Origin of the sequence: Aquisediminimonas profunda, from assembly GCF_019443285.1 — a bacterium.
In the GTDB taxonomy this organism is placed as follows: Bacteria; Pseudomonadota; Alphaproteobacteria; order Sphingomonadales; family Sphingomonadaceae; genus Aquisediminimonas; species Aquisediminimonas profunda.
In genome coordinates this window covers 1,274,392-1,295,713 of record NZ_CP080327.1, presented here as the reverse complement: position 1 = coordinate 1,295,713, position 21,322 = coordinate 1,274,392, and the positions used below count along the sequence as shown (strand labels likewise).

The 21,322-nt window shown below is 56.2% G+C and carries 14 protein-coding genes and 1 pseudogene; 6 read left to right on the top strand and 9 right to left on the bottom strand.

Annotation, left to right across the window (positions count from 1 at the left end):
- Positions 1-11 precede the first annotated feature (11 nt).
- The 4 genes from K0O24_RS06520 to K0O24_RS06505 all read right to left on the bottom strand — a co-directional run bounded on the left by K0O24_RS06520 (position 12) and on the right by K0O24_RS06505 (position 4,973).
- On the bottom strand, positions 12-914 hold the full coding sequence (locus K0O24_RS06520; RefSeq protein WP_219895060.1) for a bile acid:sodium symporter family protein: 903 nt from the start codon (positions 912-914) through the stop codon (positions 12-14).
- Positions 915-1,010: 96 nt separating this feature from the next.
- A complete protein-coding gene (locus tag K0O24_RS06515; RefSeq protein ID WP_219895059.1) occupies positions 1,011-2,432 on the bottom strand; it encodes an aldehyde dehydrogenase family protein in 1,422 nt (473 codons plus the stop codon).
- 86 nt (positions 2,433-2,518) lie between these two features.
- On the bottom strand, positions 2,519-3,985 hold the full coding sequence (locus tag K0O24_RS06510) for a class I adenylate-forming enzyme family protein (protein WP_219895058.1): 1,467 nt from the start codon (positions 3,983-3,985) through the stop codon (positions 2,519-2,521).
- 124 nt (positions 3,986-4,109) lie between these two features.
- On the bottom strand, positions 4,110-4,973 hold the full coding sequence (locus tag K0O24_RS06505; protein ID WP_219895057.1) for a phytanoyl-CoA dioxygenase family protein: 864 nt from the start codon (positions 4,971-4,973) through the stop codon (positions 4,110-4,112).
- Positions 4,974-5,723: 750 nt separating this feature from the next.
- Here K0O24_RS06505 and K0O24_RS06500 point away from each other — a divergent pair.
- On the top strand, positions 5,724-6,686 hold the full coding sequence (locus K0O24_RS06500) for a CPBP family intramembrane glutamic endopeptidase (RefSeq protein WP_219895056.1): 963 nt from the start codon (positions 5,724-5,726) through the stop codon (positions 6,684-6,686).
- 49 nt (positions 6,687-6,735) lie between these two features.
- Here the strand turns inward: K0O24_RS06500 and K0O24_RS06495 are convergent.
- From K0O24_RS06495 to K0O24_RS06485, 4 genes and pseudogenes are all read right to left on the bottom strand, one after another.
- A pseudogene (locus tag K0O24_RS06495) lies at positions 6,736-7,386 on the bottom strand (IS6 family transposase); the annotation flags it as partial.
- A 109-nt stretch (positions 7,387-7,495) separates the two neighbouring features.
- Positions 7,496-7,684: a hypothetical protein gene (locus K0O24_RS16920; protein ID WP_343211265.1), complete on the bottom strand. Its 189-nt coding sequence runs from the start codon at positions 7,682-7,684 to the stop codon at positions 7,496-7,498.
- A gap of 114 nt (positions 7,685-7,798) precedes the next feature.
- Positions 7,799-8,248 carry a hypothetical protein gene (locus K0O24_RS16915; protein WP_343211264.1) on the bottom strand — a complete coding sequence of 150 codons (450 nt, stop codon included), beginning with the start codon at positions 8,246-8,248 and terminating at the stop codon, positions 7,799-7,801.
- Between the two features lie 239 nt (positions 8,249-8,487).
- A complete protein-coding gene (locus K0O24_RS06485) occupies positions 8,488-8,967 on the bottom strand; it encodes an Lrp/AsnC ligand binding domain-containing protein (RefSeq protein WP_219895055.1) in 480 nt (159 codons plus the stop codon).
- Between the two features lie 116 nt (positions 8,968-9,083).
- Between K0O24_RS06485 and putA the strand changes: the two genes are divergently transcribed.
- Complete coding sequence (putA, locus tag K0O24_RS06480) at positions 9,084-12,194, top strand: bifunctional proline dehydrogenase/L-glutamate gamma-semialdehyde dehydrogenase PutA (RefSeq protein WP_219895054.1); 3,111 nt, start codon at positions 9,084-9,086, stop codon at positions 12,192-12,194.
- Between the two features lie 203 nt (positions 12,195-12,397).
- Here the strand turns inward: putA and K0O24_RS06475 are convergent, their stop codons facing one another.
- A complete protein-coding gene (locus tag K0O24_RS06475) occupies positions 12,398-13,123 on the bottom strand; it encodes a TetR/AcrR family transcriptional regulator (protein WP_219895053.1) in 726 nt (241 codons plus the stop codon).
- 36 nt (positions 13,124-13,159) lie between these two features.
- Here K0O24_RS06475 and K0O24_RS06470 point away from each other — a divergent pair, with 36 nt between their 5' ends.
- Genes K0O24_RS06470 through K0O24_RS06455 form a run of 4 tightly spaced genes read left to right on the top strand, consistent with a single transcriptional unit; the run spans position 13,160 to position 21,302 of the window.
- On the top strand, positions 13,160-15,292 hold the full coding sequence (locus K0O24_RS06470) for a TonB-dependent receptor (protein ID WP_219895052.1): 2,133 nt from the start codon (positions 13,160-13,162) through the stop codon (positions 15,290-15,292).
- A 12-nt stretch (positions 15,293-15,304) separates the two neighbouring features.
- Complete coding sequence (locus K0O24_RS06465) at positions 15,305-17,665, top strand: S9 family peptidase (RefSeq protein WP_219895051.1); 2,361 nt, start codon at positions 15,305-15,307, stop codon at positions 17,663-17,665.
- Positions 17,662-19,035 (top strand): MFS transporter, encoded by a 1,374-nt coding sequence (locus tag K0O24_RS06460; RefSeq protein WP_219895050.1) that lies wholly within the window; start codon positions 17,662-17,664, stop codon positions 19,033-19,035. Before K0O24_RS06465 ends, K0O24_RS06460 begins: the two co-directional genes overlap by 4 nt.
- Positions 19,032-21,302, top strand: a complete 2,271-nt coding sequence (locus K0O24_RS06455; protein WP_219895049.1) for a DUF885 family protein — start codon at positions 19,032-19,034, stop codon at positions 21,300-21,302. The genes K0O24_RS06460 and K0O24_RS06455 overlap by 4 nt, the downstream gene beginning before the upstream one ends.
- Positions 21,303-21,322 lie beyond the last annotated feature (20 nt).

Below are 21,322 nucleotides of genomic sequence, written 5' to 3'. Positions count from 1 at the left end.
CAATCGGCTTATCATACCTGTTGCCTGTTCGGCTGCCAAGCACCTAATCGGGACGCGAAGACAATTAGAACTGCGACTGCGAGACCAAGCAAAGAACTGAGCAGCATTGGAAGCGCCGCGAGCGGCACTCCGATAAAGGAGGCGACAATCATGATCCCTGTGCCCTCCTGACGAACCACATGTTCTATCGAGAGTGCTGCGCTGTCGGCACCATTGAGCTTCATGAGCTTTGCAAGAACAAGCGACATCAATACTGATATGAGCAGAAACCCGATTACAGGCGCGATCGCCTCTTGCAAACTTCGCTCGATCTCGTCGGAATTTCGATAGGTCAGTGCGGCATATGCGACGATCAACATTGTTGCTCCAAAGTTCGTTACAGCCGGCCCGAAACGGTCCGCAAATGTTGGTCGCCAGCTACGCAGCGTGGAGCCGCCTAGAACTGGCAACAAAACCGAAAGTAGAAGAGAAACAAATACATTAATGGGTTGATAGTCGACCAGCGGCGACATATCCTTAAGCGCAAATTGCGACATCGCGACCCATGCCCAGAATGGGGCAGTGAATGTGTAGATAATCGTGGTGTAGGTGGTGAGCGTTATCGAAAGGGCGGTATTCGCCCGGGCAACAGCAGTCAGATAGTTCGAGAACAAACCGCCAGGACAACTGGCCAGAACGACGGTTCCGATAGCGATCGCAGGGCTCAGCCCCGACATGGTCACTGCGCACAGCACAAATAGCGGCAGAACTAGTTGCATGGAAACCGTCACTGCAGCGAGTAAGCGCCATCGAATGGCACTTTCGGCCAGCTGTGTCAGACTAACGCTCAGCCCGACGCCCCCCATGAGAAGAGCTAGGATATATGGCATTAGTGATGGAACCCAAAGACCTAACAACTCGACAGCGCTCGTCATAGGCACCGATCGCTCGAACAACTTCTGCGCCTCCTCAATGCCGCAGGATTGACTGGAAACTCAGACACTCGAATCGCGCTTCTTAGCTGCATTGATTTAAATAAGCTGACGCTGCATGATTGTTTGCGAATTAGTATACTCGGCCAAGCCTTCGCGCGCATTCTCAACTCCTATTCCAGATTGCTTGTGACCGCCAAATGCTATGTGCGGGCCGAACACGTGTACTTCATTAATCCAAACCGTGCCGGCCTCTATTCGCTCGGCAACTTTGCGAGCAAGTGCGAGATCATTCGACCAGACAGAAGCTGCCAGTCCATAATGTGTGTCGTTGGCGCGAGCGATCACGTCGTTGATGTCGTTGAACTTCAGAAGTGGAAGGATTGGTCCAAATGCCTCTTCCTTTACAATCCGTGAGTCTTCGGAAGGGTCGTCCACGATTGTGATTGGCACAAAGTAACCTTGGCCTACAGGGACGTCGCCACCAAGCGCAATTTTACTACCATTAGATTTGATGTCGGCGATCAGGTCCTTCAGCTTCTCGTATTGCATCCGGTTCTGTATTGGACCGAGCTCGGTTCCTTGATGACTTCCGTTACCGATTTTTATCGTCTTGGCATAGGTAACGAGTTCGTCACGCACAGCATCGTAGATGTCCTCGTGAATATAAATTCTCTTGGCTGCTACACAGAACTGCGCGCTGTTTTGGAATGCAGCCCAAAATAATTCCTTTGCGATCGCAGTCGGATCGACGTCGGGCATTACAATCGCGGGATCATTGCCACCCAGCTCAAGAGTGACCCTCTTCAAGGTGTTGCTCGCCGCTTGCACAATTTTTTTGCCAGTTGACGTCGATCCGGTAAAGCTGATCTTATCGATATCAGGATGGCTTGAGATCCAGCTCCCGAGTTCATCTCCGCCCGATAAGACATTGAGTACGCCCGGGGGGACGATGCTCTGTACCAACTCTCCTAGCTTGAGACTGGTCAGCGGAGTAAAAGGAGAGGGCTTCAAGATCATAGTGTTGCCAGTGAGAAGAGCCGGAGCGATTTTCCAAATGGCAAGTAACACGGGAAAATTCCAAGGTGTGATTGCACCGATAACGCCCAATGGAACGCGGCGCGTTTCAACAAAATGGTTTTTCTCATTTTCGATGATTTCAGGCGTGAGCGATTGCTCTGAGATCGCCGCGCACCAAGCTGCCGAGCCATCAATCTCCCAGTCGGCTCCTGCGCGAGCTTTACCCTGTTCAAGGGTCAGGAGGCGCTTCAACGCATCTGCATTGGTTTCGATTGCCGTTCCAATTTGCCGAACGACGCGCTGACGCTCCGCAATAGGCGTATCTCTCCATATAGGAAATGCATTCCTCGCCGCAGTTACCGCGTCCCGTAGCAGATCGCGCGTCGCGCAGGGTGCACGAGCTATCACCTCTTCAGTTGCGGGATTGAGTACTTCAAAATTGGTGGGAGTGCTGACAAGCTTCCCGTTAATGAGCATCTGGTAGCTATTCTCAAAATCCATTACTTAACTCCCGAATAAATTTGTCTCTGGGTCTCGGCATTGGCAGCATGGGTGACACTGGCCTCCAACAGAATTCGTAGGCACGATCAGGTTTCCTTCAGTGCACGGCGTAGGACTTTGCCTGAGCTCGTTTTGGGCAGTTCAGAGACAAATACGAACTCACGGGGGATCTTGTATGAGGCAAGCTTGGCGCGACAATGCGCGTCCAATTCGGCGACGTCGATATTGTATCCATCTTTGGGAACAATTACCGCCCGAGGGATTTCGCCCTTGAGTTGATCGGGTATGCCAACCACGGCAACCATCGACACGGCTCTGTGGGTCGCGATCACCGCTTCGAGTTCGGTCGGAAAGATATTATATCCCGCAGTCAGAATCATGTCTTTCTTACGATCCACGATCTTGTAATTACCTGCGCTATCCGCCGTCGCTATGTCGCCGGTTGCCAACCAGCCGTCCGCGTCGATCGCGGCATCTGTTGCTTCCTTTGCGTTCCAGTATCCTTGCATAACAATAGGCCCACGGATTTGCAGTTCGCCGACCTCGCCCTCCACGGCGAGGTCGCCCTGTTTTGTCAAACTCATGAGTCTTGCCTCTAATGAGGGCAATGTCGTGCCGATCGAGCCAAATGGTGCTTCTCCGATTGTCGCAGCTATGGCGCTGTGAGTCATGCCGACACCAGCCAGCTCGGTCATTCCCCATAACTCGACGAGGTTGGCGCCAAGGCGACGCTGCGCCATTTTCATCCTTTCAACAGGCATGGCCTGACCTCCAACGGTGCAAAGGCGCAGTGAAGATAGATCTCTTGCCTCAAGATTCTCGGCCAACAGATAGTAATACATCGTTGGCACACCCTCAAAGATCGTCACTTTCTGTTGCTCAATTGCATCCAGCATGGCTCCAGGTTCGAAATTCGCGAACAAGTTCAATTTTGCGCCAGACAGAAAGGTCGATTGCATGACGACGTTGCCGTAGACATGGGAGCATGGCAGGGCGCTAAGCATTACGTCTCGTTCGTTCTTGACGTGCATCGTCGCGGTTAGGAGGGCGTTTGAAAGCATGTTCCGATGCGTAAGCGTCGCGCCCTTGGGCGTTCCAGTGGTTCCTGAAGTATAGCAGATCGCGGCGGGCTGGGTGTCCAAGATCACTTGTGGCACATAGCTGGTGGCTTCGACCGTTCTGTCCCAAGACAAAAGGGAAAGCCCGGGTAGCCCATCGCCGATTTTATTCCGAACCGCGGGCGAAACGATTACCGTATTGGCACCACAATGTGCCGCAATCACAGCAACTTCTTCATGTGTAAGCAAGGCATTGACGGGCACAACAATGCCTCCTGCTTTGAGGATGCCATAAAAGTGAGTAATCCAGGAGGTGCTGTTCTCTCCGAAGAGAATAACCCGATCACTTTTTTTGATATCCAGATCTGATGCAATGAAATCTGACAAGCGGTCAATTTCGACAAAGCTTAGCTTTTCCCTGCCGCATTCGACAGCGATGCGCTCACCGAACCGATGGGCGGCCATGCGAGGAACATCTGCGAGCGTAGAGATCATATGGTTGTTCCTTGCGGAGCAGTAATTCGAGATGCCGAATTGATCTGGGGAATGACCAATTTTTCTACCCAACTTAAACACGCACCCTAGAGCATTTACTCGTGCACCTGCTCCAAAACGGGTCTTATGAGAGGGGGTTGCGCTCAATCATGTACATGTCCTCATACCGACTCATTTGAGGTCCCTCGGTACCAAATCCTGTAATCAGATCGCGGCCTAGCAATTTAGCAAATCTGTCTGGGTTCCGTTCGATAATATCCTGCGGAATGTTGCGATCGATTGACGGCGTTATGTGGATTCGGCTGAATGCCTGCACTAGGGTGACGCGTGTGTCGTCGGTCAGGTTTGGGAATGCGCCGTGCCAAGTATATGCGGGCAGGATAAGTAGCGATCCAGCTGGAGCCTCGATCGGCTCCAGTAATTCGTATGCTTTTTCCTCATCAGCGGTGGGATGGCGGAGATATCGGTGACTTCCGGGCACAATTCCGATGCAGCCACGCTCCAAGGTATAATCCGTTAACATGAAAGTGCAGTTGACAATCTGCGCGTAGGGGGGAAACGGATCGGGAATCATAAGGCTGTCTGTGTGAATTCGGTAAAAGGAATCGCCGGAACGCCCCTTCACAAATCCCAAACTATTGTTCAGCACCATGCTGCTGCCGAGCAAGTAGCTGCTAAGTGCAAGCGCCGCTGGGTTCAGTAAGAATTTCTCAAATATATTGCCCTGAACCAGAGGGAGCCAAACCGTATAAGAGAAACCGGGGCGAAAATTGCTCTCACCACTCTCAAACGCACCTCCATCGCGTGCAATTTCCAGCAAACGATCACGAGCCGCAGCGATGTCTGAACTTGGCGCCACTTTTTCAGGTGGCACGACGGTATAGCCTTGGGCCGCCAGCTCGGCGAGGTTCTCCATCAGACCAAGCTCCCTGATGGTGGCAAGCTGTTTCGCCAAATCTTCTTTCATTCCGGCAAGTGCGAAGTCCATTTTCGTCTCCCGAGTCATTAACGGGATTTGTATTATCGTATTTCGTATGCGAAATCAACTTTGTAGTTCAGGGTTATCCGAACGCAGGGCCAGCTTTCCCTCATTGTCCGCAGCCAGGCCACATAGATCGAAGCAGTTAGTTTTCAAATCGCGCCTTGAATTTAAGTATACGGTATGCAAAAAGTTTCGCAGCGTCGTTCAGGTGCAGGTGATATTCTGATCCGCAGTGGAGGTCGTTTACTGAATTGGGAGTGTCTCGCACGTTGTTTCACGCGCGAATTTGACAATGGAGATCGGATGCGAATTGGATCTGAAATTAGGCAATTTTTGGTAAGCACCACTAGTTGGCGCCATCAACTCAATTCGATAAGTCGGCTGCTTGGTAGGCGCAGTCCAGTAGCGATGGCAATGACCGGGAATGAAAGTTGATAATTTGGAAGGGCCTGTGCACGTGCGGCACTGCGCTGCGAGCAAATGTCGACGTTACTAATGCCGATATGACGGTAATCGCTGCGATCGTGATGGGTTTCACAGTTTGAACAGCACATTCTAGCCAAATATCTAGAATTGCATCGAAATATGGCGCCCTGCAGCCCAATTGCCATACGACTTTAGTTTGCCGGGATCGTGCCAACTGGGAGATGAGGCCAGCCTTTGATCGGACCAAGTTGGCAAGAAATCAGAGACATACGGCATACTGGTGAGCAATTCTGGCAAGTGGGCAGACCCACAATATTGGGAGACATTAAGATGAGGGAATTCGTTCAGCGCAGACCACTTGCCGTTTTTGCGGCGTTGCTAATGATATATGGCTTCGGCTTTTTCGTTTTGCTGCCATTTGCATTTGGCCTTGACGCTCCGATCGTCGAAGGGCGCCAATTGCGAGAGTTTGGATATATCGCATTACCGCTGGGTTTGATCCGGATACCTGATAATCCTGTGCTTATAATGTTCTTCGGATACGGCGCTTCTCCCTCGCTTGCCGGCTTGACGGTTGCTGCGATGGGCTGGGGACGTCAAGGTGTAACCGAAATATTTGGCCGGCTACGCCCTTGGCGCCATGGAATTGATGTTCGGAAGGCCGTCAGTGCATATGTAAAAATTGTTTTTTTGTTCCTTTTACTGTGCCTGATGTGGATCGCTGCTCATTTGATGATAAATGGCGTCGATGGTCCGAGTCCGTTTGCGGGGGTCAAATTAACCGCGCTGCTGGCGGCGATCCTAGTCGGCCTAACTCTCAATCCCGGCGGTGTTCTGGAAGAAGTAGCCGGTTATCGTGGATTTCTTCTCCCTCACCTCCTCAACAGTGGTGTATCCCCGATTAAGGCAGCGATACTGATAGCTGTGCTGTGGATCATTTGGCACCATGCAGTACCCTTCTCACCGTTGCTCGTGAGCAGAGATGAGCTAGCAGCATCGCCTCAGTTTTGGACAAGGCAACTTCCGATTTTCACCTCCTATATGATTATCGGAAACGTAGCGATCTCGATCATCATGACCCACTTCTATCTGAAGACGGGCAGCACACTGCCAGCGATTATGATTCACAGCGGGATTAACTCGGTCCCCTTTGGCCTTCCTCTTTCTTCCGGCTCAGACTCATTCGCTTCCGTGCCATCCCAAACGCTCACCTTCGCATTAATGATCGCATATGCTTTGTGTGCAGCAGCGGTTTTGCTCACGGGTGGATTGCGAATGGAAAAAGTCTCTTAGGTACCTGACATGCAGACTTCCCGTAAGGAATCTGTAATGCATTCTAGCAAATTGATTGGCGCTGCAGGTTAGAATGGTTGTGGACGTTGGCATGGACCGAGGCGAACATCTGGAGCGATTTCATTCATCGAAATCGCTGCATGGCCCGTTCCCGTCGTTGGAATAACAAGTGTGAGTGCTCGGCTCGATTGTTGAACCAACACCCCACCTCGCGCCGATCTAGTTTGCCCAACTCCCGCATGGCGGCAGGGTCGGATCGCATCCCGTCAGTGACGATTGTTTCCATGCGTTCGTGCCGCTTCAGCGCCTTCTTCAGGAAAGTCAAAGCTGCAGCCTTGTCGCGCTTTTTCGTGACATAGCTCTCGAATATCTCGCCTCCGTGATTTACCGCACGCCACAGATAATGCCGCTCACCGTTGATTTTCACGAACTCCTCATCGAGGTGCCAGCGCCACTGCCGAAAGCCGCGCATCGCATTGATCTGCTGGCGCCGGATATCAGCAGCGAACATTGGGCCGAAACGGTTCCACCAAAGCCTCACCGTCTCGCGGCAAAGGTCGATCCCGCGTTCAATCAGCAGGTCTTCAACATTTCGAAGGCTCAAGGGAAACCGCACATACATCATCCCGACCAGGCGGATGATCTCGGGTGACGAGTTGAAATAGCGAAACGGGCCGGCTGCTATGCAAGGTCGGGGCATCGCAAAGCCCTACCCTCACCAGCTCGCTTTGCAATCAGGTGCAATTGCTTTGACAGTACCCTTGTGATCGAATTGGGCCATGCCTGCGCCTTGCCGCTTGAAACAAGAGCTAACCACTTATTGCCCAAGCAGGCACGGACTTTGCTCTGGCATGAGCCTGCGTACCGATATTGAACACCAAATCCTCACGAACGATTTCGTCAAGCTCATAGTCAGCCAATTCCGCGGCCGACGAGTAATGGGGTTCGAAATCGGTCTCTAAAGTCTGCCGTATCAGATCCTCAAAACTGTCGATCACTAAGAACGATGGTTGGCAATCGTCGATACGATAGAGGGTCCGCATCAGACGGGCTAAGTTGAACCCCAACCGATGCGGCGAAGGGCTTTCAAGCGAAAAATGAGTTTCCCTAACCTAGGAAGCTATTCCAGCACCGTATATCTTTTGGCCTCCATCAGATTGAACCAGGCCAAATCCAACTGTGTGCCAATACATTCTGGCTAGCCTCTTCAATGCTCCATAGCCTTCAGCTCTGAGGCCGCCCTTTCCAAAGGCCTGCATGTATGCGGCGAAAATAGGATTTTCCAGCAACGATACGTGTCCAAGCACATCGTAAAAGATGTCTGGTTCTTGAAGATAATCCACTTGATCGGGTTGGCGAATAAACCGACCGGAAACACATCGGCACTTCGCTAAATGATCGCAAAATTCTTGGTCCGAGATTAATCCGGGCACTGCGACGATACGCCACCCGGTTGTTGTAAACAAAAGATCGGAGAGCTTTTCAAAGTTGGGGATGCCCGGCTCGTCCGGACTAAGAGTTGACACACCTTCAGGGAATTCCGGCACCACCCGAAGTTTCAACTTGTTGATCTGGTTGTTGAAGAAAAGGTCCTACGTTCGGTGCAATGCTTTAGTGTATCGCTCCCAGCCTTGGGGAGAGACGCTATCAAGCGTCACGAGCGCCTCCGGAAGCAATTCCGTGTCCTGACCGGGTGAGCACTATTTGACGGCATCTCCAGCCACGACCGCAGGATCAAGTAGACTGGATTGCTTGAATTTTTTGGTTTCGTTCATTGCGACGCTTTCGATCAAACTCACGATTATGCCATTGTGACCGGAAGGTGTGTTGTCTCCTTGACCTTTTCGAGCACCGCATACGTGCGAGTTTCGCGAACGCCTGGGACCGAGGCAAGAATGTGCCCGAGAAAAGTGCGGTAGGCTGTCATATCCGACACCCTTGCCTTGATGAGATAGTCGAACCCGCCTGCCACCATATGGCATTCTAGGATTTCCGGGATTGAAGCCACATGTTCGGCAAATGCGCGAAAGACATCATCTGTCGTTCGATCCAACAAAACCTCAACGAATATGAGCAAGTCGCAGTCCAATGCCTTGGGTTCGATTAGGGCTACTGTGGCGCGTATTACACCAGTTTCACGAAGCCTTTTGACACGGTCATGACAGGCGGCTGGCGAGATTCCGCAAGACTTTGCGAGATCCAGATTTGTGATTCGTCCGTCCTTCTGCATGGCGTCAATCAATCGGCGATCAGTGGTATCTAGCGAATAAAGTTCAGCCATTTTGATATAATATCGATAATAATTTTAAAAGCAATACAAAAATACGAAGCACATTCGCCATCACCTTCGCTAGCCTATTCAAAAGAAGTCATGGTCCTTCATTGAGGAAGCACGGGATGGCATTGGGTCAGAATTGGGACGAGCTGGATGAAGGAAAGTTCACTGCCGAGGTGCAAGTGATTTCCGCTTTGCTAGATAGTGAGCCGCTTTCAAGTGAAGAGCGACAATCTGTCGTCGAATGTGCGGCAGACTTGGTCGAAGGAGCCCGTGCCTCGGCGCGCAAGCAGGGGGTCGTTGAAAGCTTCTTGAAAGAGTTTTCAATGGGGTCCCGCGAGGGACTGGCACTGATGTGTCTGGCCGAAGCCCTGCTGCGAACGCCTGACGCCCAAACCCGCGACCGCCTGATCGCCGAAAAGATCTCGATGGCCGATTGGGCGAGCCATCTAGGCAAGGCAGACAGCCTGTTCGTGAACGCCTCGACATGGGGCCTGATGTTGACGGGTAAGCTGGTCGATGTCGATGAAGAAGCAAAGCGGGACGTTAGCGGCTACCTGAAGCGCCTGACTGCAAAGGTCGGTGAGCCAGTCATCCGTCAGGCCGTCGCGGCTGCGGTGCGGATAATGGGCGAGCAATTCGTGCTCGGCCGCACGATCACCGACGCCTTGAAGCGCGCCAAGCGAGAGAAGATGCTGTGCTCGTTCGACATGCTGGGCGAAGGTGCACGCACAGATGCCGATGCGGAGCGCTATGCCCGAATCTATGCAGATGCCATCGAAGCTGTCGGACAGGCTGCCAATGGCGCCGGGCCGGAACAAGGCCACGGCGTTTCGGTCAAATTGTCGGCGCTTTTTCCGCGCTACGAGGCTGCACAGGAAGACCGCGTCTGGGCCGCCCTTTATCCGCGGCTAAAGATGCTCGCTCTGATTGCCGCTCGTCACGATCTTAACTTCGCAATCGATGCCGAGGAAGCTGACCGATTGGTACTTTCCCTGAAGCTGGTCGAGCGGCTCGCTCACGAACCCGAACTCGGCGCTTGGCGTGGACTAGGCGTCGTGGTTCAAGCTTACCAGAAGCGGGGCATGGCCGTCATCGCCGGGCTTAGGGACTTGGCACACCGATCGGGGCGGCGGATTATGATCCGTTTGGTCAAGGGAGCCTACTGGGACAGTGAGATCAAGCGAGCGCAGGTCTCAGGCATGCCGGACTATCCGGTGTTTACGACCAAGGCAGCCACCGACCTGTCTTACCTCGCTTGCGCCAAGGCGCTCATTGCAGCAGCCCCCCATCTCTATCCCCAGTTCGCAACGCACAATGCGCACACGCTGGCAGCGGTCCGCCATATGGCTGAGAAGGCAAATGTCGCAATTGAGCATCAACGCCTGCACGGCATGGGCGAGGCTCTTTATGAGGCGGCCGAGAGAGCTTACGGCCACCTTACCCTGCGCGCCTATGCACCGGTCGGTGGGCATGAGGAACTCTTGCCCTATCTGGTGCGCCGTCTGCTGGAGAACGGGGCAAACAGCTCCTTTGTCCACGTTCTGCTGGACGAGTCCGTTCCGACTATCGATGTGGTGCGCGATCCAATTGCTTTGGTCGAGGCTTGCCCCAACCGCCACCCACGGCTCCCTATTCCGCGTGAAATCTACGGGCCAAACCGGACCAATCCTCTTGGTCGCGACCTGAGCCAGGCAGTAGTTCGGGAAAACCACATCCGGAACATTGCGTTGCAAACCAACGAAAACCGAAAAGCAGGCCCTATCATCGCAGGCGAACTGCGCAGTAATGGGGCGATCGAAGTCTTTGCGCCGGGTCGGCCCGAACAGGTTATCGGGCAAGTCGCCGCTGCTGGGGTCGGCGATATCGATGCAGCGATTACACTTGCCCGGGCGGCTCAGCCCGCTTGGGATCGTGCGGGTGGAAAAGAGCGGGCAGAGGTGCTTCGCGCCATGGGCGACGCGCTTGAAGGCGAGATGGATCCCCTCATGGCTTTGCTTACGCTCGAAGCGGGCAAGACTTTCAACGACGCAGTCGCCGAAGTTCGCGAGGCGGTCGATTTTTGCCGCTACTATGCAATGATGGCCGAAAGGGAATTCGGTCCGCCGCAAACCCTGACCGGCCCGGTCGGCGAAACCAACCAGTGGCAGCTCTTCGGACGGGGCGTGTTCGCATGCATCAGCCCCTGGAACTTCCCACTGGCGATCTTCACCGGGCAGATTGCGGCTGCCTTAGCCGCTGGCAACGCTGTTGTAGCCAAGCCTGCAGAACAGACGCCGCTTATCGCAGCTATGGCGGTTCACCTTTTTCACTCCGCCGGCCTCGACTCTCGCCTCCTTGCGCTCCTTCCCGGAGAAGGAGCCACCATCGGCGCCGCTATTGTGGCTAACCCGTGCATAGATGGCGTGGCGTTTACCGGGGGCACCGAGACAGCCTGGGCGATCAATCGGAGTTTGGCCGCGACGGCCGAACAGAATCGCCGTCCAATCATACCGTTCATCGCCGAAACCGGCGGCTTGAACGCCATGTTCGTCGACACGACTGCGCTGCGTGAGCAAGTGGTCGACGACGTGATTGTCTCCGCCTTCGATTCGGCTGGCCAGCGCTGCTCAGGTCTGCGCATGCTGTTCGTTCCGCACGATAGCGCCGACAGCATTATCGAGTGCTTGACTGGAGCGCTTGCTGCACTGAAGGTCGGTGATCCGACAGATCCATCTATTGACGTCGGGCCGGTAATCGATGCCGAAGCGCTGATCGGGCTAGAGGCGCATGTGCAAAAGCTTGAGCGCGAAGCAAGGATTGTGGCCCGCCGTGAAGGGCCAGGCATTCCCGGGTACTATTTTGCGCCCACGATCGCGGAGGTTCCAGTCCCGGACTTCCTTGAGCGCGAGGTGTTCGGCCCTATCCTTCATGTCTGCCGATATAATCCGAGCGATTTACTTGAGTTTACAGCGCGCGTTGCGGGGCGGGGCTATGGGCTGACGCTCGGCGTACATAGCCGGATAGAGCGCTTCGCGCGCGAAATTCAGGCGCTCGTACCTGCTGGCAACATCTACATCAACCGGTCGATCACGGGTGCTGTGGTTGGTGTTCAACCTTTTGGGGGGGTCGGGCTTTCCGGCACCGGACCGAAGGCCGGTGGGCCGCACGCACTTCATCGCTTCGCCAACGAGCGCGCGATTTCAAACAATATCATGGCTCAGGGTGGTGACCCCACTCTACTCAATCTGTAATTAGGACTGGCAATGAGTTGCGGTATTCTCGCTGTGGCTGCCAGCTTGAGAAGATTGAGTTCGAAGGTCCAAACGGGCAGCTCTCGAACTCAGTTCGGCTGAGGCGAGGGCTCAGGAACAGCCATGTTGATCTTTCAGATCGCTGACTAATTCCCCAAGCACTCGATAGCAGTCAAACCTCCGATAACTTTAGGGCAGTTCAATCAATTGCTGACGCCCGCGTTGGCCTTGCTATTGGGGCGGCCAAACTTCGCTTCAACCAGCCCAGCCGACAGGGCCAAGCCGGCCTCCAAGGCGTTCCCGATTTTCTCCCTCGAATACTCACGGTTCGCTGTCAGTTGATATTCAGCGCCGATGAAGAGTTGGGAGTGAAGATCTGTCGTGGTTTCAATACCAAGCGGCAATGCTATGACACCGCGCTCATGGAATCGGAGCAGGGTTCGCCGGATGTTGTCCCGATGGACCTGAAATATCAACGCCATTCCTTCGGGCGGTTCGTTCATTTGCGAAATTGCGGCCACAAATTGCAGAGATAGTCTGAACCGTCTGGAATTGTAACTCCCCACGGCCATGTCCTGCGCTTCCGGCAGCCTAGCGTAGTTCTTCCAGTCAACGGGCAGTTCGGCCTTCGAATGCTCGGCATGATCTATAAGGCAAGCAGCTACAACCACCGCCTCGCGCGTTGGAAAATATGAATAAAGCGCCCCGTTCGACGCATTCGCAGCGCGGCAGATGTCGCGTAGCGTAGTTTCGTAATAGCCCTTTTCGATCAGCACTCCCAGCGCCGCGCGGGCGATCGCGTCGCGCTGACGGCGCATGTAATCCTCATCTCGCTTCGGCATTTTACTCCCTTCTTTCTCACCGTTCTCGCCCGGCGGTATTCTTGTCACTCGATTAAGCCTCTTGCAAATAAATAAAAACGGGCGCATGCTCTGTTTTTATTTCAAACTGAGGGAGGTGGGCACATGAAAAAGAGTCTTGGCGACACGGTCGGTGTTACAGTTTTCGGATTGCTTGCCATGGCGGCGGCGCCGGCGCTGGCGCAGGACAGGCCTGATGATGAAGGTGCTGCTAATGGTGAAATCATCGTCACCGCGCAGAAGCGGGAGCAGAAACTGATCGACGTGCCGATCTCGATCACAGCAGTGACGGGGGAGGTACTGGCCAAACGTGGCGCAAGCGCTCTCGAAGACGCCCAGTTTTCCGTCCCGGGCCTCGCGATCACGCAGTTTGCGCCCGGTCAGCAGCGGGTCAATCTGCGCGGCGTCTCGGCGTACAGCGGCTTGCCTACTGTCGGCGTCTATCTGGACGAAATACCTCTCAACATGGAAGCCGGCCAATCGGGCCAGGATGTCCGCCTACTCGACATCAATCGAATCGAGGTGCTTCGCGGTCCCCAGGGCACGCTTTACGGCCAGGGTGCCGTTAGCGGCACGATTCGCTACATTACCAATGAAGTCGATCTGGATCACCTATCGGCCTCGGCGACGGGAGAAGTCGCTGGCGTCTCCAGCGGCGGAACGGATTGGAAGGGCGAAGCCGTGGTCAACGTGCCAATCGTCACCGATCAGCTCGGCGCGCGCTTTGCCGGATCCTACCAGAATTTTGGCGGCTGGATCGACAACCCGGTGCTGGGTTTGCGCAATGTCAATTCGGGCCACGCCCTGACCCTTCGCGGCAAGCTGGCAACGGTGCTGGGCGAGCGCTTCAAGCTTGGCATCACCGTGCAGCATCAGGAGCTGGAGATTGGTGCCCAGAACCTGAGCACCTCAGACCAGAAGGTCTTCGATCAGCTTCCCACCCCGTACACGTCAAAAGTCACTTTGGCGAATGCTCTGGCCACCTATGATTTCGGGAGCGTGACTCTCTTGAGTTCGACAAGTCTCCTGCGCCGCAATAACCACCAGATCCTAGATCTTACCGCGACCTTCCTGCCATTCCTCCCGTTCTTTGGCGTCCCGCCAGGTGCGGTTTCGTCCATCGGCCTCAAAGGCGACAGCAGCAGCGAAATCTTCTCGCAAGAGGTGCGCCTGTCGTCCAACGGGGACAACCTGCTCAACTGGACAATCGGCGGTTTCTATCGGGACTCGCGCGGAAGTCAAAACGGTATCGACATCCAGAATCCTGTCGTCCTGCCGCCCGGGCTACTATTGAGCGTCAGCGGCACCAGTCCCGAGAATTCCAAGTCCTTCGCCGCGTTCGGCGAGGCGAGTTATCAGATCATGCCCACGCTCAACTTGCTGGTAGGATTGCGCTACTTCGAAGACAAGCGGACCCAGCACAGTGTCAGTTCGATATTCGGAAATGCCGCGGTCGATAATGGCAAGGGGAAGTTTCATGCGCTGAGCCCGCGCTTCAACCTGTCGTGGCAACCCAATCGGAACATCAACGTCTATGCCAATGTAGGCAAGGGCTTTCGCAGCGGCGGCTTCAACCTGACCTCTACCGGATTCGGCAATCCGGTGCAGCCCAGCTTCAAGCCCGACACCCTGTGGAGCTATGAGGTCGGCGGCAAGTTCCAGACCGACGACCGAAAACTCTCGCTGGAAGTGGCTGGCTACCGGAACGAGTGGAGCGACGTCCAAGTTACCACGAACTACCCCGGCCTCCCGAACAACTTCACCACCAATGGTGGCAAACTGACAGGCTGGGGCGTCGATGGCAGCGTAACGTATCTGCCGATATCGGCGGTGACGCTGACACTGACCGGCGGCTGGAACGACATGGCATACCGGTCCAACACGCTCGACCACCTTGCCGGCGATCCTGCGGATTACGTGCCACGCTTCACCGGATCGGTATCGGCCGAGTATCGGTTCGACCTGGGAACGCTGCCCAGCTTCGCCCGCGTCGATTACCAGTATTCAGATAAATTCCAGGTTTACATCCGCAACTTCCAGGCTGCTCCGGTATTTTCCGATACGCAAAGCATCCTGAATGCCCGGATCGGGGCATCGGGGGAAAACTGGAGCGCATCGATCTTTGTGCGCAACATTCTCAACCGCGACAGCGTGCTTTACCCCGCGTTCGCGTCCCTGATATACCCGGCGCGGCAGCAACCGCGAACGATCGGCGCCAGCTTCAACGTAAAATACTGAGGCGCGACGGGGATGGCATTGAGTTGGGAACAGCGCGCGCACGCTGCGCAAGCCAGTCTTTTCCTGGGCGAAGCCGTGAGCAATGGCGCAGTCTTCCCGATATGGATAGATGATCACCATTTCTGGTACGAAAGGTCCGGAGACGACGGTCCGGAATATGCGATTGTCGATGCCGCTGCGGGTCAACGACAGATGACGTTGACCCGCAGAGCACTCGCCGCGGCGCTGGCCGATTTGCTCGACGTGCCGATCGACCGGCACGAATTAGTCTTGAGCAACATGCGCTTCAATCTGGCGGAATCGGTTCTGGCTTTCTCCGCCTATGGCGAAGCCTATGCCTATGATTGGTTGGCACAAACACTGAATGCGGCGGAGAAGACTGCCGACCGGAACTGGCTCCCTTCTCCCGACGGCGGCCATGCACTTTTGCTGGCGGGCGACAATCTGCAACTGCGCGATCTAGCAACCGGAGCCGAACGCTCACTTACGACCGATGGCACGCCGGAATACGCCTATGCGGTGCCTGGTGCAGCTTTGCGCCAGCTCAATCGCTCTCACAGAGTAGAACTGCCCGAGGCAGTATGGTCACCCGATGGCCGTTGGATCCTGACCCTGCAAACCGACGAGCGCCATGTACTTCCGCTATCGCTCGCGGAATATGCTCCCGGATCTGGCGTGCGGCCGGTGATCCATTCCAACCAGACAAGTCTGCCCGAAGACCCAAAGGTCACCGAATTCCGCATGATCGCGATCGAGGTCTCGACCGGACGACAGATCGAGGCCCGCTATCCCCGCCTGGTTGCCGTGCGCATGAACGCCACGGTATTCGGGTCCGGAATGGCATGGTGGAGCGCAGACAGTCGTATAGCCTATTTCATCGACGTCGAGCGCGGCGAGCAGAAGGCCCACGTGGTCGCGTTCGATGTCGCCACAGGGTCGACACGCATCGTGTTCAGTGAAGAGTCTGCGACCTATGTCGAGGTCAGTGTTAACGTCTATACCAAGGCGCTGATCGCGCCGCTGCCGGCGACCAACGAACTGGTATGGTATTCCGAACGAAGCGGACGGGGCCATCTCTACCTTTACGATCTGGTGACGGGTGCATTACGCTGCGCTATCACCGCTGGTGACTGGCAGGTCCGCGAGGTGCTGCGCATCGACGCCGGCCGTCGAGAAATTTTCTTCCTTGCGGCTGGCATCGCGCCAACGGAAAGTCCCTACGTTACTAAACCTTGTGTAGCGTCGCTCGATGGCGCGATGCGGGTGCTGGCCGCTGCGCCGGGTGATCATGTTGTCTGGCGGCCCGGCGGCATGGCAATGATGCTTAAGACACTGGAAGGCATGGATGGCGAGGCGATTTCCGGACTGTCGCCGTCCGGGGACTATTTCGTTGAAACGGTAAGCTCCGTCACCGAACTGCCCCGGACATGGCTGCGCGGCCGCGATGGCCGGGAAATCCTGCTGCTCGAAACGGCAAAAGGTGATTTGCCCGAGGGTTGGCAAGATCCTGAACCGGTGGAGTGCCTCGCCGCCGATGGGCTGACCAAGACATACGGCTTGCTTTTCAAGCCGCTCGGCCGAGAAGACGGCGCTCGATACCCGCTCATCGACCTGATCTATGGCGGACCGCAACTTCACAATGTCCCGCACGCGAGCTTCGCTAATGGTGACATAGGAAGTGGCACCTATATTGATGCCGTGCACCTAGCATCTCTGGGTGCTTATGTCCTCGTCCTCGACGGGCGCGGCACGGCTAACCGCGAGCAGGCGTTCCGCACGGCCTCTTACCGCGCCGCACACACGGCCTCTAACCTAGAAGATCACATCGCTGCGATCCACCAGCTAGCCCAGGCCAATGGCCAAATCGATCTCGATCGCATAGGCATCACCGGGTTTTCCGGCGGGGGCTACATGACCGCGCATGCCGCGCTGCGTTTTGGTGATTTCTTCAAAGTTGCGGTTGCCGGGGGGGGCAATTATGATCAAGCGCTTTTCTGGCATAGCTGGGGTGAGCGCTATCACGGCGCCTATGATGCGGAGCACTATGCGGCGCAGGCGGCAAAGACCTATGCTGAAGGGCTGTCAGGCAAGCTGATGCTGGTGCATGGCATGATGGATGCCGGCTGCCACCCTGCGGGCCTTTTTCAACTGGTGCAGAGCCTGATCGAGGCGGACAAGGACGTCGATCTGGTGCTCCTGCCGCGCGGCGGTCATGACTGGCAGGGTTACGGCCTACGTCGGCGCTGGGCCTATTTCGTATCGCATCTGTTTGGCGAGACGCCGCCGCCGTTGAAGTCGTTCGATCGACCGTTAGAGCATACGATGAAACGCTTCGTCGCAAGCCGCGCGAAGCCAAAGAAGGTCGAGGCATGACTATGGCGACCACCGCACGGGCAATCGGGTCTGAAGCCGTGCAGCGTGACTCGGACTACGTGCTGAAGGGCGGCTGGTATACCCTTTGGTTCTCGATGTTTGTAATGCTGTTCGCATTCGTCGATCGGCAGGTACTGACTCTGGCAGCCGCACCGATGTCTGCCAGACTTGGCCTCAGCGATGGTCAGCTGGGTATGGTCCAAGGCCTCGGCTTTGCGATCTTCTCGGTCGCCGCTGTCTATCCAATCGCCTGGGCGGCGGACCGCTTTGGCCGCCGTTCGGTGCTCGCCGTGTGCATTGTGACATGGTCGCTGGGCACAGCCTCTTTCGGCTTCGCAAAGAATTTCGGGCAGATGTTCATTGCCGCGATAGCCGTTGCGGCTGGGGAAGCCGGCACCGGACCGATCTTCGCGTCAGTTGTCCCGGAGCTTTTCAAAGGCCGAAAGCGTCTGCTGGCCAACGGACTGACGTACTTTTTCGGCTATCTAGGCATTTCATTGGGGCTGGCGCTGGGAGGCGGCGCTATCGGTGCAATCGATGCGGCGCATGGGGATTTGCCCGCTGCGTTGCGCAGTTTCGAATCCTGGCGACTGGCCTTCTTCCTCGTCGCGCTTCCCGCACCTGTTTTCCTTATCTTCCTTGCCTTCGCCCGGTTGGACGTGTTGCACGACGCACCGAAATTCGAAGCGGCAAAATCCCCTTCTGCGGACGACTTTTGGGCATTCGTCTGGCGCAACCGAGTTGCGATGGGGTCAGTATTGGGCGGTCTCGGCCTCTATGTTCTGGCGTTTGGTGGCTATCTGGTCTGGTTACCCGTGGCGGCAACGCGACTTTTCAACGCGACGCCAGCGGAAAATGGCATGGCCATTGGTTTGGCAACCGGGCTAGGCATGGTGGGCGGCGTCATTGCTGGGACACTGATCGTTCGACGGTTGATCGTCCATCTTGGTCCCGTTGCGACGATCCGCTTTTTCTGGATCGCGATGACGGTGTCTAGCCCGCTGCTGCTTGCCTTTCCTTTCGCGGGTTCGACTTGGCAACTCTATTCGCTGTTCGGCGCGGTTATGCTGTCCGGTACAGCCATTGGCAGCATGGTGGCCACCCTGCTGCAGGACATGGTACCCTCGGTCCTGCGCGCACGATTTTTCGCCGTCTATACAATCGTGGTGGGTCTGATCGGGGGCAGCGCACCCTCACTGGTAGGCTGGGTTTCTAGCGCGTTGGGCACTGAACCACGCCAGTTGCTGGTGGCGATGACCATGGTCGCGGTTCCTGCCTGGTTCGCCGGCATCGTCTTGCTGCGGATGGCGGAACGACCGTTCGTCGGTCTGATCCAAAGCATCGCCGAACGTGAGGGAGAGACGATTTGATCAACAAGGTTTCCGAGCACAGGCCAGACAAGGTCGATTGCTCGCCGCGGGTGCGGATCGTCACCGATCTTGGCGACATGCTGGTCGAACTTTATCCTGATCGCGCACCAAAGTCGGTTGAGGCATTCCTGTCGGAGGTCGCCGCCGGAGCCTATGATGGAGGCAGCATCGCGCGTATCGTGCGCCGCGACAACGATCGCGGCACTCCACTGATTGAGGTCATCCAAGGGGCGGCCAAATCAATGAAGCCCAATGAGAAAGTCGAACATGAGAGCACGCTCGACACTGGGCTGAACCACCAAGATGGGACAATTTCGCTACCCAGGTTGGATGGTGGACTCGGAAACGCGCAGGGATTCTTCATTTGTATTGGTGCGCAGCCAGCGTTGGACGCAGGTGGCGGGCGCACCGCCGATGGTGCCGGGTTCGCAGCGTTTGGTCGCGTCGTTGCCGGGATGGATGTGGCGCGCGCAATTCACGCCCTGCCGACGCATGATGAAGCCCCTGCGGAATATCTGAGAGGGCAGATCGCCGTCGATCCGTTGGTCATCCATCGCATGGCAGTGGAGGCCACGGCTGCTTCGGGCCAGCTAGCCGACCTTGCTGCCGATTACTGGCATTTTCGTGTTCGAGAGTTTCCAACAGAGGCCAGCGCCGCAGGAATTCGAAGTGAGAACCGGAAGTTGGACAAAGTCGCCGTGCTTGACTTCGATCGCCGTGCCCGTCTTTGCGGTGGCCTGCGCGACCGCGCGCAGCTGATCGACATCGCCGGGCTTGATGTGGAGCAACGGACGACGCTCGTGCTGCTAACGCAGCAGGTCGAGAATTTCCTCGCAGCCCATCGCCTTGACGAACATCGCCGTGCGCAGCTTTTCCCATTCGGTTTCGCGAACCTGCCGATGGGGCTGGCGCAACAGACCGCGCTCGATACCTTAGTCGACCGCGATGATTTTCTGGCCCGGATGGAAGCGTTACCCGCGTTCCTCGAAACAAACCTCGCATCGCTAAGTGAGGGCTTCCGGCGGGGCTATCGCGTGCCGAGCATCCTGTTGCCCCGTATTCTGACTATGCTGGATGCAGACCTCGACCGTAAGAGCGGTCTGGGCGCCGTCATCGCTGCGCGCTTCGCGCCCGCCATCGCCGGCGCAGACGCGGCCCAGTTGGAATCACAACGCAAAAGGGCCGCATCCATCGTAGCGGATGCGATCACGCCGGCATTGCGCGCGATCCGGGATGCGATGACCAATCTGGGTCCAGAACTGTGCGACGCGATCGGGCTGTCAAGTCAGCCGGGAGGACGTGACTACTATCGCTTCAAGGTTCGTCAGCAGACCTCGACCGATCTGGACCCCGATGCCATCCATGCCATCGGACTGGACGAGGTCGCCCGTATCCACGGCGATTTCGAAGCGGTCCTGGCCAAAATGGGCCGGACGGGCGAAAGAGCGGAAGTGGCCGCCGAGTTAGAAGCGAAGTGCGCGGTCGATGCCGAAACTCTGCTCTCCTTCACCCGAGCATTTGCGAAGCGTGTCGATGGACTCTTGCCGCGCCTATTTGGACGAATGCCGCGGATCACGTATGGAGTTGAGCCTATGACAGTGGCAGCTTCGGGAGCACTGCCGCCCGCGCTTGCCCAACCCGCCCCGGCGGATCGATCGATGCCGGGAATCTACTGGCTCACGGCACTGCCCGAGAAGGCGCCACTACATCTGATCCCGGCGCTCACCCTGCATGAGGCCTGGCCCGGCCATCTGATGCAGTTCAGCATCGCCCACGAACTCAAGGGGCTCCCCGACTTCCGTCGCTACACGTGGCAGGACTATAACGGATATGTCGAGGGCTGGGCGCTCTATAGCGAAATGCTGGGCCACGACCTCGGGCTGTACGATGATCCTGCAGACCAATTCGGCTTGCTCAGCTTTGAACTTTGGCGCGCTTGCAGATTGGTGGTGGATACCGGCATACACTGGCTGGGTTGGAGCCGGGAGCGGGCGATCGACTATCTCGTACAGAACAGTTTCCTGCCGCGTGCAACCTGCGAATCCGAAGTAGATCGCTACATCGGCATGCCGGCTCAGGCGCTGAGCTACAAGATCGGTGAGCGCGTAATTCGGGGCCTACGTGCGGACGCTGAAGCGCTACTAGGAGAAAGCTTCTCACTCCGGGCATTCCATGACATGATCCTTAGTTTGGGCCCCGTTTCGCTCGCCGAGCTTGAAAGCCGGACGCGTGCATGGATTGCCTCCTCAATCTTTAACGAGGACTAGACATGACTTGTGTTTTCCCC

What these genes read in the sequence shown, in the direction of transcription:
- K0O24_RS06520 (WP_219895060.1), bottom strand. Translation starts at nt 914, where the DNA reads ATGACGAGCGCTGTCGAGTTGTTAGGTCTTTGGGTTCCATCACTAATG.
- K0O24_RS06515 (WP_219895059.1), bottom strand. Translation starts at nt 2,432, where the DNA reads ATGGATTTTGAGAATAGCTACCAGATGCTCATTAACGGGAAGCTTGTC.
- K0O24_RS06510 (WP_219895058.1), bottom strand. Translation starts at nt 3,985, where the DNA reads ATGATCTCTACGCTCGCAGATGTTCCTCGCATGGCCGCCCATCGGTTC.
- K0O24_RS06505 (WP_219895057.1), bottom strand. Translation starts at nt 4,973, where the DNA reads ATGGACTTCGCACTTGCCGGAATGAAAGAAGATTTGGCGAAACAGCTT.
- K0O24_RS06500 (WP_219895056.1), top strand. Translation starts at nt 5,724, where the DNA reads ATGAGGGAATTCGTTCAGCGCAGACCACTTGCCGTTTTTGCGGCGTTG.
- K0O24_RS06485 (WP_219895055.1), bottom strand. Translation starts at nt 8,967, where the DNA reads ATGGCTGAACTTTATTCGCTAGATACCACTGATCGCCGATTGATTGAC.
- putA (WP_219895054.1), top strand. Translation starts at nt 9,084, where the DNA reads ATGGCATTGGGTCAGAATTGGGACGAGCTGGATGAAGGAAAGTTCACT.
- K0O24_RS06475 (WP_219895053.1), bottom strand. Translation starts at nt 13,123, where the DNA reads ATGCGCCCGTTTTTATTTATTTGCAAGAGGCTTAATCGAGTGACAAGA.
- K0O24_RS06470 (WP_219895052.1), top strand. Translation starts at nt 13,160, where the DNA reads ATGAAAAAGAGTCTTGGCGACACGGTCGGTGTTACAGTTTTCGGATTG.
- K0O24_RS06465 (WP_219895051.1), top strand. Translation starts at nt 15,305, where the DNA reads ATGGCATTGAGTTGGGAACAGCGCGCGCACGCTGCGCAAGCCAGTCTT.
- K0O24_RS06460 (WP_219895050.1), top strand. Translation starts at nt 17,662, where the DNA reads ATGACTATGGCGACCACCGCACGGGCAATCGGGTCTGAAGCCGTGCAG.